Here is a 15,505-nt window from a genome sequence, read left to right as displayed (position 1 = left end):
AGGGGATCCCCATGCTGGAGGAAGAGTACGAGCAGCGACGCGTCCTGCCGCCGCACCTGCGGAAGGCGCCGCCGCCCGAGCCCGACTTCTCGTACGAGATCCGCGAGGCGCGCGAGGAGGACCTCCCCGACATCCGCGAGATCTACAACCACTACGTGCGCAACACCGTCGTGACCTTCGACGAGGACGACTCCACGATCAAGGAGTGGCGGTCGAAGTTCGCCCGCAACGTGAAGCTCGGCCTGCCGTTCATCGTCGCGGTGTCCCCGTCGGGTCAGATCCTCGGCTACGCGATGGTCTCGCCGTGGTCGTCCAAGCGCGCCTACCGGTTCACGGTCGAGAACTCGATCTACCTCCGTGCGGCGTCCACGGGCAAGGGACTCGGCAAGGCGCTGATGACCGAGCTGCTCGACCGGGCGAAGGCGGTCGGCATCCGGCAGATCATGGCCGTCATCGCCGACAAGGGGGCGGAGGCGTCGCTCGCGATGCACGCGCAGTACGGCTTCGTCGAGGTCGGCCGCATGGGCCGGGTGGGCTTCAAGTTCAACCGCTGGCTGAGCACGGTCCTGCTGCAGAAGACGCTGAAGTAGCGTCGCCGCGGACACTGCGAAAGCGCCGTGCCCGCGCAGGCCGCCGACCGCCGTTCCCTACACTTGTCGGCATGGAATGGCTGGTCCCGCTCATCGTCGTCGTGGCCCTCGTGGTGATCCTCGGGATCTACCTCTGGGCGACCTACAACTCCCTGGTCACCCTGAACGTGCGGGTCGACGAGGCCTGGAGCGACATCACCGTCCAGCTGAAGAGGCGCGCGGATCTGATCCCCAACGTCATCGACGCCGTGAAGGGCTACGCCGCCCACGAGAAGCAGGTCTTCGAGCAGGTGACCCGTGCGCGAGCCGAGACCCTGTCGGCGCAGGGGCCCGCCGAGGCGTCCGCGGCCGAGGACCACATGCAGAAGGCGCTCAAGTCGATCTTCGCCGTGGCCGAGGCGTATCCGCAGCTGCAGGCCAGCCAGAACTTCCTCCAGCTGCAGGGCGAGCTCGTCGAGACCGAGGACAGGATCCAGTCGGCCCGCCGCTTCTACAACGGCGGCGTGCGGGAGATGAACACCAAGGTGAAGGTGTTCCCCAACACGCTCTTCTCGCGTCGACTGGGCTTCTCGGAGCGCGACTTCTTCGAGGTCGACAGCCTCGCCGCGATCTCCGAGCCGCCGCGCGTCCAGTTCTAGCGGGCGGCTCTCAGGAGGACTGTCCGGCCTTCGCCGGTACGGCCAGCGGCCCGCCGTTCAAGGTGGTGAGGTACTCCTGGAAGACGGGCGCCGGATCCGCGCCGCTCGCGACCGCGTCGACCAGGGCGCGGCGGACGAGGGCCATCACGATGGTCGCGAGCACGGCCGCGCGCGGGGTCTCCTCGAGCTCGAACCCCATCCGCTCCGCGATGCACGGAGTGAGGGCCGCCTCGCCGTCGTGCAGGGACTGCGCCCAGACCGCGCGCATCGCCGGGGTCTCGGTGAGGAGCGGGATGAGGCGCAGCGTGCGGTCGAGCTGCGGACCCGAGGCGGCGGCGGCGAACGCCGCGCCCAGCGCCGTGCTCAGCAGCTCGTCGGCGGGGCGGGCGGTCAGCGCCCGGCCCATGGCCGCGATGGCTGCGTAGAGCACGGGACGGACGCAGTCCTCCTTGCCGCCGAGGTAGCGGTGGAAGGTGCGCAGCGAGATGCCGGCCGCGTGGGAGAGGTCGATCGAGCTCACGCCCTTCACCGTGCCGCGCTCGAGGAGGAGCCCCACGCACTTCTCGGAGAGGGCGAGCGCGATCGATCCGGAGCGTTCGTCCACCATGCCGCTCACGCTAGGACATCCGGACGCGCGGACCGCACCGCCGAGAGGAGTGCCGCCGCGAGCGTGCCCCGCTCGACGACCTCCACCGCGTCGAGCCCCTGCCAGGCGGCAGCCTCCAGGAGCAGCACCGCCAGCCGCTCCGCGGTGTCGGCGGGTGCCCCCGGCTCGAGCCAGGCGGCCTGCACGCGCAGGACCTTGCGCTGCCGGTCGCTCTTGAGGTCGACCCGGGCGGCGAGGACGTCGTCGAGGAGCACGGGCAGCACGTAGTAGCCGTGCACGCGCTGCGCTGCGGGCGTGTAGATCTCGATCCGGTAGTGGAAGCCGAAGAGGAGCTCGGCGCGCGGACGGTGCCAGACGACCGGGTCGAACGGAGAGAGCAGGGCGTCGGCGCGGAGCGATCGCGGCCGACGGGCGTTCGCGTGGAGCCAGAGGGGGACGGGACGTCCGGAGCGCTCCCAGCCGCGGACCGCGACGGGGAGCAGCTCGCCCGCCTCGACCAGGTCGTGGACCGCGGCGAGGGTGGGCGCCCGCCGCAGCCGGTGGTAGTCGGCGAGATCGCCGAGCGTCGCGACTCCGTGCGCGACGGCGGCTCGGCGGACCAGCTCGCGCACCGCGTCCTCCTCCGCCACCTCGGCGTCGAGGACCTCGCGCGGCAGGGCCTGCTCGGCGAGGGCGTAGGAGCGCTCGAAGCGCGTGCGCCCGGCGCTGACCACCTCGCCCCAGCGGAAGAGGACCTCGAGACCGCGCTTGATGTCGGACCAGCCCCACCACGGCCCGGTGCGGACGTTCGACTCGTGCTCGATCTCGGACGCGCGGAGCGGCCCGTCGGCCAGTGCGGCGCGGAGCCAGTCGAGCGTGGCCCGGTTCTCACCGGCCCAGCCCTCGTGCTCGGTGCGGCGGTAGTGCGCCATCCGCCAGCGGTAGAGGGGCACGTCGGCGCGCCGAATCAGCGCCGCCTCGTGCGCCCAGTACTCGAGGTAGTGCCCCTTCGGCGCGAAGGCGACCGCGTCGAGCAGGGAGCGGTCGTACGGCCCCAGGCGCGCGAGCAGCGGAAGGTAGTGGCTCCGCTCGAAGACGTTGACCGAGTCGAGCTGCAGCGGCCGGATGCGGTCGACGACGCCGAGGACCTGACGCGTGCCGATCCGCGGCGGCCGCGGCGCTCCGAAGCCCTGCGCGGCGAGGGCGATGCGGCGCGCGAGGGCGGGGGAGAGCTGCTCGGTCATGGTCCGACCACGCTAGCGAAGGCCTCCGACATCGCCTGCGCCCGATCGCGCACGGCCGTCTCCTGAGTCCTCGCGGTCGATACCGCCCGGGGAATGCGCCGGGGCCTAGTCTGTGGGGATGAGACTCGGCAGGTCCCGCCGCTCCTCCGGCGCCCGCGTCGTCGACACCGCGGCGCCGCCTGTCCTGCACGTCCCGGGGACCTCGCGCCCCGTTCCCGACTCCGCCTTCGTGAGCGACGGGATGCGCATCGCGGGCGCCTGGGCGTGGCGCGTGCTCGTCGTCGTGGCCGCCCTCGCGGTGCTGGCGCTGCTCATCATCGAGCTGCGCCTCATCGTGATCCCGCTGCTGGTCGCCATCGTCATCGCGGCGCTGCTGGTGCCGTTCTCGAGCTTCCTGCAGCGGCACCGCTGGCCCAAGTGGCTCGCGATCACCGTGTCGGAGCTCGGCATCATCGTCATCATCGGCGGCCTGCTCTTCCTGGTCGCGACGCAGGTCTACCAGGGGTTCGACGACCTGAGCCGCCAGACGGTGCAGTCCTACGACGATCTGAAGGCCTGGCTGCTCGAATCGCCGCTGCACCTCACCGAGGACGAGATCAACGAGTACGCGCAGCAGGCGCTGACCGCCCTGCAGCAGGATTCGGGCATGCTCGTCAGCGGAGCGCTGAGCGTCGGCTCGACGATCGGCCACGTCCTGACCGGCGTCCTGCTCACCCTCTTCTCGACCCTGTTCATCTTGATCGACGGCCCGAACATCTGGCGCTGGGTCGTGCGGCTCTTCCCGCACCGCGCTCGCCCCGCGGTCGACGGCGCCGGGCGGGCCGGCTGGGTGACGCTCACCAACTTCGTCAAGGTGCAGATCTTCGTCGCGTTCATCGACGCCGTCGGCATCGGCGTGGGCGCGGCCCTCCTGGGCGTGCCGCTGGCGATCCCGATCGGCGTCCTGGTGTTCCTGGGCTCGTTCGTGCCGGTGATCGGAGCGGTGGCGACCGGCGCTCTCGCCGTCTTCATCGCGCTGGTCTACAACGGGCCGCTGATCGCCCTGATCCTGCTGATCGTCGTCCTCGGCGTCCAGCAGCTCGAGGGGCACATCCTCCAGCCGCTCGTCATGGGATCGGCCATCAAGATCCACCCGCTCGCCGTGGTGCTCGCCGTCGCCGGCGGCTCCATCGTCGCGGGCATCGCGGGCGCCTTCTTCGCGGTGCCCTTCGTCGCGACCCTGAACGTCATGGTCAACTACATCGCCAGCGGCGCCTGGCGCACGCCGACCCGAACCCCCGAGAGAGTTGCCGCAGAGCATGCAGACTAGTCACGTCGCCGGACCGTCCCTCCAGGAGTTCGAGGCGGCGCGCAGCGTCATCGCGCCCGTGATCGCGAACACCCCGATGGAGACGAGCACGTTCCTCGCCCAGGTGCTCGGCTCGCCGGTGTTCCTCAAGTGCGAGAACCTGCAGCGCACCGGCTCCTACAAGATCCGCGGCGCGGTGTTCCGCATGTCGCGGCTCTCGCCCGAGGAGCGCGCGCGCGGCGTCGTCGCGGCGTCGGCGGGCAACCACGCGCAGGGCGTCGCGTACGCCGCGCGCGAGCTGGGCATCTCGGCCACCATCTTCATGCCGATCGGAGTCGCGCTGCCCAAGCTCGCCGCCACCCGCGACTACGGCGCCGACGTGGTGCTGAGCGGCCACATCTTCAACGAATCGCTCGCGGCGGCGGCCGAGTTCGCGGAGCGCACCGGGGCCGTCTTCATCCCGCCGTTCGACCACCCGGACGTGGTCACCGGGCAGGGCACGATCGGACTCGAGATCCTCGAGCAGGCCGAGGGCGTCGAGACGATCGTCGTCCCGATCGGCGGCGGTGGCCTCATCGCCGGCGTCGCCTCGGCGGCGAAGCAGAAGGCCGCGCAGGAGGGGCGCACGCTGCGCGTCATCGGCGTGCAGGCCGCGAACGCCGCTCCCTACCCGCTGTCGCTGGCGAGCGGGGAGCCGACCCTGATCACGATCTCGCCGACGATCGCCGACGGCATCGCGGTGGCCATGCCCGGAGCGCTGAACTTCGCGATCATCCGCGACGTCGTCGACGAGGTCGTGACGGTCGAGGACGACGACATCGCCCGCGCGCTGCTCGTGCTGCTCGAGCGGGCGAAGCTCGTCGTCGAGCCCGCGGGCGCCGTGGGCATCGCGGCGATCCTCACCGGGAAGATCCGCGACGCCGGAAGGACGGCCGTGATCCTCTCGGGCGGCAACATCGACCCGCTGATGATGGAGCGCGTGATCAGCCGCGGCCTCGCCGCCTCCGAGCGCTACCTCAAGATGAGCATCGGCCTGCCGGACCGCCCCGGCCAGCTCGCCCGCATCTCCGAGCTCATCTCCGAGGCCAACGCGAACGTCGTCGAGGTGCTGCACACCCGTCACGGTCGAGGTCTGCAGATCAGCGAGGTCGAACTCGAGATCAGCGTCGAGACGCGCGGTCCGGAGCACGCCGAGCGCGTCCTCCAGGTGCTCCGCGACGCGGGTTACGAACCCCGAGTCGCCCGCAACTGACCGCTGCAACGAGAGACGCCACCCGCGGAGACCTTCCGGACTCCGCAGGTGGCGTCTCCACTCGCGTGCTGCGTCGGGACGATCAGTGGCCGTTCCAGGTCTCGACGTTCACGACGCGGACGCTGATCGTCCGGCCGTTCGGGGCCTCGAAGCTCGTCGAGTCGCCGACCTTCAGGCCCATGATCGCGCCGCCCAGCGGGCTCTGCGGGCTGTAGACGTCGAGGTCGCTCTCGCCGGCCATCTCGCGGTTGCCGAGCAGGAACCGCGACTCGTCTCCGGCGATCTCGGCCGTGATGATCGTGCCGGCCTCGACCACGCCGTGGCTCTCGGGCGGCGTGCCGATCTCGGCCTCGCGCAGGAGCGAGGTGAGCTGACGGATCCGCGCCTCGATCTTGCCCTGCTCGTCCTTCGCGGCGTGGTAGCCGCCGTTCTCCTTGAGGTCGCCCTCCTCGCGGGCGACCTCGATGCGCTTCGCGATCTCCTCGCGGCCCGCGGTGGACAGTTCGTTCAGCTCCGCCTGGAGGCGGTCGTACGACTCCTGGGTCATCCAGGTGACCTGAGGCTGGTCGGCCATGGTGGGCTCCTCACGTGACTGCCGCGTGCAGGGGTCCGGCGTCCGGGTCCGGGGCTCCCGCCCCGGCGTCCGTGTCGTCCGACGCCCGGCGGCGGTGGAAAAAGACAAGGCCCCGACGAGTCCGTCAGGGCACCCGGCAACCCTACGGGAGCCAGCAGGAGGAGATCAAACCTGTGTTCGCGAGCTCGGTCGTCCGCACCGTCTCGGTGAAGGAGCGGAAGCGGTCGGGGGAGGCGGGGTACTCCACGACGAGCCAGCCGACGACGGCCGACTGCTCGTTGAGCGCCTGGACCGCGCAGGCGACGTCCGTCCCGGCGGGCGCGGTGAGGTCGAAGGAGACGGTGACGGTGCGGTCGTCGACGACCCGGTGCGCCGTGTCCTGCACGTCGACGCCGTCGCGACCGCTGTCGAGGCCCGCCCAGACCACCCAGGCGGCGAAGACGGCGACGAAGGCGAGCGCGACCGCGCCGAAGAGCCAGCGGTTGCCGCGGCGGCTGCGCGTGGTGCGTCCGTAGCGCGAGGCGAGCGGGCCGCTCGCCCGGACGGCGTCGGGATCGACCGAGGTCTCGTCGCTCCGCTCGGAGCTGTCGGACGTGCGGACGGCCACGGAACTCCCCGGGTGTAGCGGTTACTGTTGACGGATGATGCGCGCTCGCTGCGAGCGGTCGCGTCGCCCCATTAAACCCCGAGGAATCGAGCGATCGTGTCCCAGGCCGCCCAGGTCTCCGTCGATTCGGAGGTGCGGGAGGTCCCGCGCCTCCTCGCCGTGCACGCCCATCCCGACGACGAGTCGAGCAAGGGCGCCGCGACTCTCGCGGCCTACGCCGACCGCGGCGCCGAGGTCATGGTCGTCTCCTGCACCGGAGGCGAGGCCGGCTCCGTCCTGAACGAGTCGCTCGCCGCCCGCGCGCACGCTGAGCGCGACATGGGCGGGCTCCGCCGCCTCGAGATGGCCGAGGCTCAGCGGATCCTGGGCGTGCAGCACACCTGGCTGGGCTTCGTCGACTCCGGGATGGAGGAGGACGGCTCGGTTCCGCCCGCGAGCTTCGCGGCGCTCCCGCTCGCGACGGCGTCGGCTCCGCTGGTCCGGCTCGTCCGACGCTTCAAGCCGCACGTGATCATCAGCTACGACGAGAACGGCGGCTATCCGCACCCGGACCACATCCGGGCGCACCAGGTCGCCATGGAGGCGTTCCGGGCGGCGGGGGAGCCGGACGAGTACCCCGGCCTCGGGGCGCCCTGGTCGGTCGCCAAGCTCTACTACGACCGCGTGTTCAGCGGTCAGAAGCTGCGGGCGATCGCGGAGCACCTCCGCTCGCTCGACCCGGAGGACCCGCGCCTGGCGACCTTCGAGGAGATGAAGCGCTGGTCGGACGACGCTCCGTACCTCGCGACGACGCAGGTGCTCATCTCGGGCTTCCACGACCGGAGGGATGCGGCCCTGCGCGCGCACGCCAGCCAGGTCGCGCCCGACAACGCCTTCTTCTTCCTGCCGCACGAGGCCATCGACGCCGCGTGGCCGACCGACGACTTCCAGCTCGTGCAGTCGCGGGTCGAGGCGCCGACGCCCGAGACCGATCTCTTCGCCGGACTCGACGTCGCCTTCCCGACCGGCGCGCGGAACGAGGTGGACGCGTGATCCCCGCCGTGCTCGACTCCGCCGCCCTGGCGCTGTCCCGGATCGTCGCGGCGACGCCGTCGCCCGCGCCCGACTTCAACGAGGACACCGTCACGCCGGGCCTCTTCGGCTTCATCACGATGCTGGTGATCGCGGTGGCCGCCGTCCTCCTCGCGCTCGACATGGTGCGCCGGGTCCGGCGGACCACCTACCGCGAGCAGGTCGCGGAGCGGCTCGACGCCGAGGAGCGCGAGCGCGCCGCCGAGGTGGAGCGCTCGGAGCGCGGGCCCGCGGACGACCGCTCGGAGCGCTGACGCCGGCTCAGCCGCCGTTGTAGGCGGGGTGCAGCGAGATCAGCAGGGCCGCCGTCCAGTGGCAGACGAACGCCACGGCGGTCAGCGCGTGGAAGATCTCGTGGAACCCGAAGACCCCCGGCACGGGGTTGGGCCGTTTGAAGCCGTACACGATCGCTCCGACCGTGTAGCAGAGACCGCCCACGAGGACGAGGACCATCATCGTCGCGCTCGCCTCGAGCAGCGGTGCGAGGTACATCACCGCCGCCCAGCCCAGGAGCAGGTAGAGCGGCACGTAGAGCCAGCGCGGCGCCGAGATCCAGAACACCCGGAAGCCGATCCCGAGCAGCGCGCCGGACCAGACGAGCACGAGCAGCAGCGTGCCCTGCGCGGGCGGCAGCGCGAGGACCGCGAGCGGCGTGTAGGTGCCCGCGATCAGCAGGAAGATGTTGGCGTGGTCGATCCGCTTGAGGATCACCTTCGTCCGCGGCGCCCAGTCGAACCGGTGGTAGAGGGCGGAGTTGCCGAAGAGCAGGAGCGAGGACGTCGCGAAGACGGCGGCGGCCCACTTCGCGGCGGTGCCGTCGGCCACCGAGACGAGGACGACCCCGGCCACGATCGCGAACGGGAAGAGCCCGGCGTGGATCCAGCCGCGCCAGGTCGGCTTCGACTCGGCCACCGCTCCGTGGTCGATCTCGTCGTCGACGAGGGGGAGGTTCGGCAGGTCCGGCCCGTCGGCGTCGTCCCGCGCCACGGCGTCGTCGGCACGGGGGGAGGACCGACGAGCGGGCTCGGGGGCGGGGGGCGTCGGCCGGTGGCTCATACGGCTCAGGATACGGCCGGTCCCGGTGACGCGGCCGGGCGCCGCGACCCTTCCCGGGCAGGAGCATCGGCTACCGTAGCGATGTGCCGAAGCCGAGACTGCCAGTGGGAAGGGACCTCCTCTACGGCGTCTACAAGAAGCGGTTGAGGTCGAGCCTGGCTCCCGGCACCCTGCCGAACCACGTCGCGATGATCATCGACGGCAACCGGCGCTGGGCGCGGCAGCGGGCCCTCGAGACGGCGGCCCACGGCCACCGCGCGGGCGCCGCGAAGGTGCACGAGTTCCTCCAGTGGTGCGACGAGCTGGGCGTCCGGCACGTCACCCTCTACCTGCTCTCGCAGGACAACCTCGTCGGCCGCGACAGCTCCGAGCTGACCGAGCTGATCGCGATCATCGCCGACCTCGCCGAAGAGGTCTCTCAGCAGCCGGACTGGCGCGTGCAGCACGTCGGCTCCGACGACGGGCTCCCGGAGTCGCTCATCGATGCCCTCGACGCCGCCGAGGAGCGCACGGCCCGCCACACCGGCCTGCACGTGAACCTCGCGGTGGGGTACGGCGGGCGCCATGAGATCGCGCAGGCGGTCCGCAGCATCCTCGACGAGCACGGCAAGCGCGGATCCACGATCGAGGACGTCGCGGAGCTGCTGACGCCCGAGCTGATCGGCGAGCACCTCTACACGAGCGGCCAGCCCGACCCCGACCTGGTCATCCGCACCTCGGGGGAGCAGCGGCTCTCGGACTTCATGCTCTGGCAGAGCGCGCACAGCGAGTTCTACTTCATGGAGGCGCTGGGGCCGGACATCCGCGAGGTCGACTTCCTCCGGGCCCTGCGCGACTACGCGGGGCGGCACCGCCGCTTCGGCAGCTGAGGCGCCCGCGCCACCACCGACCGGAAGGGCCGGCATGAGCACGACGAACACCCTCGCGATGGACGAGTACCTCGGAGCCTTCGCCGAGGAGACCGGCTACCTCGACTTCGCCCGCGTCGGTCCGATCTCGGCGACGGCCGTGGCCGAGCAGGAGGCGGCGACGCGGCTCCTGCAGGCGGGCCGGGCCCTCGACGAGCTGCAGCGGCAGGACGAGCGGGTGCGCACCGCCGTGAGCGCCCTGGTCCAGCTTCCGGCCGAGCAGGTCGTCTTCCAGCCCAACACGTCGACGGGTCTGCTGCACACGATGCTCGGTCTGCGGGGGAGCGTGCTGCTCTCCTCCGCCGAGTTCCCGAGCCTGCCCTACGCCGCGGTGCGTGCGCAGCAGGCGCTCGGGGCGGTGTCGCCCGTCTGGCTGCCGACCGAGGGCGGTCGGGTGACTCCGGAGGCGGTGCGCGACGCTCTCACTCCGGACGTGGTCGCCGTGGCCGTGAGCCTCGTCGACTCCCGGACGGGCTATCTCGCCGACCTCGGCGCGCTCCGCGAGGTCATCGGCGATCGCCTGCTGATCGTGGACGCGATCCAGGGCTTCGGAGTCGTCGACGCACCGTACGCCGCGGCCGACGTCGTCGTGTCCGGCGGTCAGAAGTGGGTGCGGTCGGGCTGGGGCACGGGCTTCCTGGCCCTCGGCGAGCGGGCGATCGAGCGGCTCTCGCCGGTGCTCTCGGGCTGGACGGGCTCCGACGCCGTCGAACCCTGGGACGAGGTCGCACCGCCTGCCTCCGGCGCGCCCGCCTACAGCGTGACGAACCCGGATCCGATCGCCCAGGCGCGCTTCGCCGGGGCGCTGGAGGACATCGCGGCGGTGGGAGTGCCCGCGATCGCCGCGGTGATCGCCGAGCGGGTCAGCGCCGTGATCGATCTCGCCGACGAGTTCGGCCTCGCCGTGACGAGCTCGCGCGACGAGCGCGACCGCGCGGGCATCGTCGTCGTCGAACCGGCCCCGGAGGAGCTCGCTCCGCTGGCCGCGTCGCTCGAGGTCCACGGAGTGACCGCGCGCCTCCGGCCGGGAACGGTCCGCTTCAGCCCCCATGCCAGCACCACGGACGAGACGCTGGCCGCCCTGCGGGCCGCTCTCGTCTCGGCCGGCACGGGCGCCGACTTCTGACCTGCGCCCGGCGTTCACACACTGGTTACACACTCGAACCACACGGATGTCATTCGCGGGGTTATGTTCGAGTCATCAGGTGAAGCGCCTGGTCGAGACGGACCCGAGGGAACGGCTCGACATCGCGCAGATCGGTGAGAGGGAACTGCGCGGTGCCGAGGCGCACCGGAGGGCCGGCTTCGCAGCATGAGCCGGGGGCGTTCGAGCCTCCGGGGTGTGGAGAGTCGTCGTGACAGTTCCCCAGGGTATGGACCAGCAGGCCGGAGCGCAGGGCGGCGTCCACCGCCGACCGCAGCACGGCTCGACCGGGTCCTCCGATCAACTCCTCCGCACGTACGTGCTCGACACCTCGGTGCTGCTCTCCGATCCGATGGCGATGTTCCGGTTCGCGGAGCACGCCGTCGTGCTGCCGATCGTCGTGATCGGCGAGCTCGAGGGCAAGCGCCACGATCCCGAGATCGGCTACTTCGCGCGCCAGGCGCTGCGGCACCTCGACGAGCTGCGCATCAAGCACGAGCGCCTCGACTTCCCGATCGCCGTCGGCAACGGGGGCACCCTCCGCGTCGAGCTCAACCACTCGAACATGTCGGTGCTGCCCAGCGGGCTGCAGCTGGGCGACAACGACGCGCGGATCCTCGCGGTGGCGATGAACCTCGCCAACGAGGGCTCGACCGTCACCGTCGTGTCCAAGGACATGCCGATGCGCGTCAAGGCGGCGTCGATCGGCCTCGCCGCCGAGGAGTACCTCGCCGAGCTCGCTCCGGAGTCGGGGTGGACCGGAATGGACGACATCACGCTCGAGGGCGGCGCGATGAGCGAGTTCTACGACCGGGAGCGCCTCTTCACCGACGCGGTCGAGGGGATCCCGATCAACACGGGTCTCGTCGTCCACTCCGATCGCGGCTCGGCGCTCGCGCGGGTGACCGGCAAGCGGCAGATCACGCTCGTGCGCGGCGACCGCGACGTCTTCGGGCTGCACGGGCGCTCGGCGGAGCAGCGGCTCGCGATCGACCTCCTCCTGGACCAGGAGGTGGGCATCGTCTCGCTGGGTGGCCGTGCGGGCACCGGCAAGTCTGCGCTGGCGCTGTGCGCAGGACTGGAGGCGGTGCTCGAGAAGCGCCAGCACAAGAAGATCATGGTCTTCCGCCCGCTGTACGCCGTCGGCGGTCAGGACCTCGGCTTCCTGCCGGGCGACGCGGCCGAGAAGATGAACCCCTGGGCCCAGGCGGTCTTCGACACGCTCGGTGCCCTGGTGTCGCAGAACGTGCTCGACGAGGTGATCGAGCGCGGGATGCTCGAGGTCCTGCCGCTGACCCACATCCGCGGGCGCTCGCTGCACGACGCCTTCGTGATCGTCGACGAGGCGCAGTCGCTCGAGCGGAACGTGCTCCTGACCGTCCTGTCCCGTGTGGGGCAGAACTCGCGGGTGGTGCTGACCCACGACGTCGCCCAGCGCGACAACCTGCGGGTCGGCCGTCACGACGGCGTCGCCTCCGTGATCGAGACGCTGAAGGGGCACCCGCTGTTCGCCCACGTCACGCTCACCCGCTCGGAGCGCTCGGCGATCGCGGCGCTGGTGACCGAGATGCTGGAGTCGAACGAGCTGGCCTAGTTCGCTCCCGCTCGAGAGCCGTGTCCGGCGCGCAGGATCCACGGATCCCTGCGTGCCGGACGCGGTTCTGCGAGCCGGAGGCAGCTCTCGTGGCGGCCGTGCGGGTCGACGGGCGTAGCGTGGACCGGGTGAGCATCCTCGACGACGCGCTCCTCGAGCGCTTCCGCCTCCGCGCCGCCGACTACGACGAGCGCAACGCCTTCTTCGCCGAGGACCTCGAGGAGCTGCGAACGATCGGTTACCTGGCGCTGCTCGTGCCGTCCGAGCTGGGCGGTGCGGGTCTCGGTCTCGAGCAGGCGGCGGCGGAGCAGACCCGGCTCGCGACCGCGGCGCCGGCCACAGCGTTGGCCGTCAACATGCACCTCGTCTGGACCGGGGTCGCGAAGATCCTGCGCGACCGGGGCGACTCCTCCCTGGAGCACGTTCTCGTGGACGCCGCCGCCGGGCATGTGTTCGCCTTCGGGAACAGCGAGCCGGGCAACGACCTCGTGCTCTTCGACTCCCTGACTCGTGCCGAGCCGCTGCCGGGCGGCGGCCACCGCTTCACCGGGATGAAGGTGTTCACCTCGCTCTCGCCCGCGTGGACGCGGCTGGGCGTCTTCGGGCGGGACGACAGCGGTCCGGAGCCGCGGCTGGTGCACGGCTTCGTCGATCGCGACACTCCGGAGTCGCCCGTCGCGGGCCTGGCAACCCGCGACGACTGGGACACGCTCGGCATGCGCGCGACGCAGAGCCGCACGACGATCCTGGACGGCGTCGAGATCCCGGCCGGGCGGATGTTCCGCTCGCTGCCCGTGGGGCCGAGCGCGGATCCGCTGGTCTTCGCGATCTTCGCGGCGTTCGAGCTGCTGATCGCGTCCGTGTACCTCGGGATCGCGCAGCGCGCGCTGACGCTGGCGGTCGAGTCCGCGGCGCGGCGCACGTCGAGGAAGGCGGGTGGGCGCTCCCTCGCGCACGACCCGGACGTCCGGTGGCGCGTCGCGGACGCGGCGATCCTGCTCGACGGTCTCGATGCTCCGCTGCGCTCGGCCGCCGCCGACGTCGACGCCCTCGTCGACCGCGGCGCGCGCTGGTTCCCCTCGCTCGTGGGCGTCAAGATCCGCACGACGGAGGCGGCTCTGCGGATCGTGGAGAGCGCCGTGCGCGTGGCGGGCGGGTCGGCCTACTCGCGGAGCTCGGAACTCTCGCGCCTGTACCGCGACGTCCTCGCCGGCCTCTTCCACCCGTCCGACGACGAGTCCGCCCACTCCACCTTCGCGACCGCCTGGCTCGGCCCTCTGCCCCCAGCGGAGTGACGCCTCCCCTCCGAGGAGTTGCGGCTCTCTCGAAGGTTCGCGACCGGACGGCCCTGTCGACCGACTACTGAGCTGTCGGCGGACGCCCAGCCGTACGCCTTCAAGGCGAACCCGTGAAAGGCGTGCCAGCGTTTCGCGCTAGCCGAACGCAGGACGCTCTGCGGAAGGCATCCGTCCCGAGAAGCCGACCACGGTCCGTCCTGCGCGTGCGCAGGACGGACCAGAGAACTCATCCCGGGTGGGTCATGCTCATCACGTCGAGGGCGCTCTTCAGCTGCTCCTCCGTGACTTCGCCGCGCTCGACGAAGCCGAGGTCGATGACCGACTCGCGGACGGTGATGCCCTTGGCCACGGAGTTCTTCGCGACCTTGGCGGCCGCCTCGTAGCCGATGACCTTGTTGAGCGGCGTGACGATCGAGGGCGAGGACTCCGCCAGGGCGCGGGCGCGCTCCAGGTTGGCCTCGAGACCGTCGACGGTCTTGTCGGCCAGGAGCACCGACGAGTTCGAGAGCAGGCGGATCGACTCGAGCAGAGCGGTTCCCATGACGGGGATCGCGACGTTCAGCTCGAAGGCTCCGGAGGCGCCCGCCCAGGCGATGGTGGCGTCGTTGCCGATGACGCGGGCGCAGACCATGAGCACCGCCTCCGGGATCACCGGGTTGACCTTGCCGGGCATGATCGAGGAGCCCGGCTGCAGGTCGGGGATGTGCAGCTCGCCGAGCCCGGTGTTGGGGCCCGAGCCCATCCAGCGGAGGTCGTTGTTGATCTTGGTGAGGCTGACGGCGAGCACGCGCAGCGCGCCGGACGCCTCGACGAGCGAGTCGCGGGCGCCCTGGGCCTCGAAGTGGTTGCGGGCCTCGGTGACGGGCAGGCCGGTCTCCTCCGCGAGGCGCGCGATGACCTTCTGCGGGAATCCGGCGGGGGTGTTGATGCCGGTGCCGACCGCGGTGCCGCCCAGGGGGACCTCGGCGACGCGGGGGAGCGCCGACTGCACGCGCTCGATGCCGAGTCGGATCTGCGCGGCGTAGCCGCCGAACTCCTGCCCGAGGGTCACGGGGGTCGCGTCCATCAGATGGGTGCGGCCCGACTTGACGGCCTCGGACCACAGCTCGGCCTTGGTCTCGAGCGCCTCGGCGAGGTGCTCGAGGGAGGGGATGAGGCTCTCGATCAGCGCGCCCGTCACGGCGACGTGCACCGAGGTGGGGAACACGTCGTTGGAGGACTGCGACGCGTTGACGTGGTCGTTGGGGTGGACCGTGTGCCCGAGCGCGGTGGTCGCGAGGCTGCTGAGCACCTCGTTCATGTTCATGTTCGAGGACGTGCCCGAGCCGGTCTGGTAGACGTCGATCGGGAAGTGCTCGTCGTACCCGCCCGCAACGATCAGGTCGGCCGCGTCGGCGATCGCCCCCGCGATGTCGGCGTCGAGGACGCCCAGCTCGGCGTTCGCCAGTGCCGCGGCCTTCTTGATGCGCGCGAGAGCCGCGATCTGGGCAGGCTCGAGTCCGGCTCCCGAGATCGGGAAGTTCTCGACGGCGCGCTGCGTCTGCGCGGCGTACAGGGCGTTCCGCGGAACGCGCACCTCGCCCATCGTGTCGTGCTCGATGCGGAAGTCGCCGGAGTCGGTAGGGAGGTGATCCACCACGCTGTGTTCGTCCTTG

At 71.4% G+C, this 15,505-nt stretch carries 16 protein-coding genes; 10 read left to right on the top strand and 6 right to left on the bottom strand.

What is annotated here, in order from left to right:
- Positions 1–11 precede the first annotated feature (11 nt).
- Together LRG51_RS04950 and LRG51_RS04945 are read left to right on the top strand one after the other, a co-directional pair.
- Positions 12–590, top strand: a complete 579-nt coding sequence (locus LRG51_RS04950) for a GNAT family N-acetyltransferase (RefSeq protein ID WP_055788317.1) — start codon at positions 12–14, stop codon at positions 588–590.
- Positions 591–661: 71 nt separating this feature from the next.
- Positions 662–1,228, top strand: coding sequence for a LemA family protein (locus LRG51_RS04945; protein WP_055788320.1), 567 nt, complete (start codon positions 662–664; stop codon positions 1,226–1,228).
- Positions 1,229–1,238: 10 nt separating this feature from the next.
- Here LRG51_RS04945 and LRG51_RS04940 read toward each other — a convergent pair whose 3' ends face one another.
- Entirely contained in the window at positions 1,239–1,835 is a 597-nt protein-coding gene (locus LRG51_RS04940; protein ID WP_230671476.1) for a TetR/AcrR family transcriptional regulator, read from the bottom strand.
- A gap of 5 nt (positions 1,836–1,840) precedes the next feature.
- The gene (locus LRG51_RS04935) at positions 1,841–3,058 is read right to left on the bottom strand and encodes a winged helix-turn-helix domain-containing protein (protein ID WP_230671474.1); all 1,218 of its coding nucleotides are present in this window, start codon (positions 3,056–3,058) and stop codon (positions 1,841–1,843) included.
- A gap of 118 nt (positions 3,059–3,176) precedes the next feature.
- On the opposite strand from LRG51_RS04935, the gene LRG51_RS04930 reads away from it, so the two are divergent.
- Both LRG51_RS04930 and ilvA read left to right on the top strand, forming a co-directional pair.
- A complete protein-coding gene (locus LRG51_RS04930; RefSeq protein WP_230671472.1) occupies positions 3,177–4,367 on the top strand; it encodes an AI-2E family transporter in 1,191 nt (396 codons plus the stop codon).
- Positions 4,357–5,598: a threonine ammonia-lyase gene (gene ilvA, locus LRG51_RS04925; RefSeq protein WP_055788329.1), complete on the top strand. Its 1,242-nt coding sequence runs from the start codon at positions 4,357–4,359 to the stop codon at positions 5,596–5,598. The genes LRG51_RS04930 and ilvA overlap by 11 nt, the downstream gene beginning before the upstream one ends.
- Before the next feature lie 82 nt (positions 5,599–5,680).
- Here the strand turns inward: ilvA and greA are convergent, their stop codons facing one another.
- Together greA and LRG51_RS04915 are read right to left on the bottom strand one after the other, a co-directional pair.
- Positions 5,681–6,172, bottom strand: coding sequence for a transcription elongation factor GreA (greA, locus tag LRG51_RS04920; protein ID WP_055788332.1), 492 nt, complete (start codon positions 6,170–6,172; stop codon positions 5,681–5,683).
- Between the two features lie 142 nt (positions 6,173–6,314).
- The gene (locus LRG51_RS04915) at positions 6,315–6,779 is read right to left on the bottom strand and encodes a DUF4307 domain-containing protein (protein WP_230671470.1); all 465 of its coding nucleotides are present in this window, start codon (positions 6,777–6,779) and stop codon (positions 6,315–6,317) included.
- A 96-nt stretch (positions 6,780–6,875) separates the two neighbouring features.
- On the opposite strand from LRG51_RS04915, the gene mca reads away from it, so the two are divergent.
- The gene (gene mca, locus LRG51_RS04910) at positions 6,876–7,811 is read left to right on the top strand and encodes a mycothiol conjugate amidase Mca (RefSeq protein ID WP_230671468.1); all 936 of its coding nucleotides are present in this window, start codon (positions 6,876–6,878) and stop codon (positions 7,809–7,811) included.
- Positions 7,808–8,104, top strand: coding sequence for a hypothetical protein (locus tag LRG51_RS04905; protein ID WP_230671465.1), 297 nt, complete (start codon positions 7,808–7,810; stop codon positions 8,102–8,104). Before mca ends, LRG51_RS04905 begins: the two co-directional genes overlap by 4 nt.
- Before the next feature lie 7 nt (positions 8,105–8,111).
- Here the strand turns inward: LRG51_RS04905 and trhA are convergent, their stop codons facing one another.
- Entirely contained in the window at positions 8,112–8,906 is a 795-nt protein-coding gene (gene trhA / locus LRG51_RS04900) for a PAQR family membrane homeostasis protein TrhA (RefSeq protein ID WP_230671463.1), read from the bottom strand.
- Positions 8,907–9,010: 104 nt separating this feature from the next.
- Here trhA and LRG51_RS04895 point away from each other — a divergent pair, with 104 nt between their 5' ends.
- The 4 genes from LRG51_RS04895 to LRG51_RS04880 all read left to right on the top strand — a co-directional run bounded on the left by LRG51_RS04895 (position 9,011) and on the right by LRG51_RS04880 (position 13,847).
- Positions 9,011–9,775: an isoprenyl transferase gene (locus tag LRG51_RS04895; protein ID WP_327205437.1), complete on the top strand. Its 765-nt coding sequence runs from the start codon at positions 9,011–9,013 to the stop codon at positions 9,773–9,775.
- 34 nt (positions 9,776–9,809) lie between these two features.
- Positions 9,810–10,940: an aminotransferase class V-fold PLP-dependent enzyme gene (locus tag LRG51_RS04890; RefSeq protein WP_230671461.1), complete on the top strand. Its 1,131-nt coding sequence runs from the start codon at positions 9,810–9,812 to the stop codon at positions 10,938–10,940.
- 247 nt (positions 10,941–11,187) lie between these two features.
- Entirely contained in the window at positions 11,188–12,552 is a 1,365-nt protein-coding gene (locus tag LRG51_RS04885; protein ID WP_107574869.1) for a PhoH family protein, read from the top strand.
- Positions 12,553–12,671: 119 nt separating this feature from the next.
- Positions 12,672–13,847, top strand: a complete 1,176-nt coding sequence (locus LRG51_RS04880) for an acyl-CoA dehydrogenase family protein (protein ID WP_230671459.1) — start codon at positions 12,672–12,674, stop codon at positions 13,845–13,847.
- Positions 13,848–14,076: 229 nt separating this feature from the next.
- Here the strand turns inward: LRG51_RS04880 and LRG51_RS04875 are convergent, their stop codons facing one another.
- The gene (locus LRG51_RS04875; protein ID WP_268788500.1) at positions 14,077–15,486 is read right to left on the bottom strand and encodes a class II fumarate hydratase; all 1,410 of its coding nucleotides are present in this window, start codon (positions 15,484–15,486) and stop codon (positions 14,077–14,079) included.
- Positions 15,487–15,505 lie beyond the last annotated feature (19 nt).

Origin of the sequence: Rathayibacter sp. Leaf248, assembly GCF_920939495.1 — a bacterium.
GTDB classification, from domain to species: Bacteria; Actinomycetota; Actinomycetes; order Actinomycetales; family Microbacteriaceae; genus Rathayibacter; species Rathayibacter caricis.
This window is presented reverse-complemented; position numbering and strand designations above follow the sequence as displayed.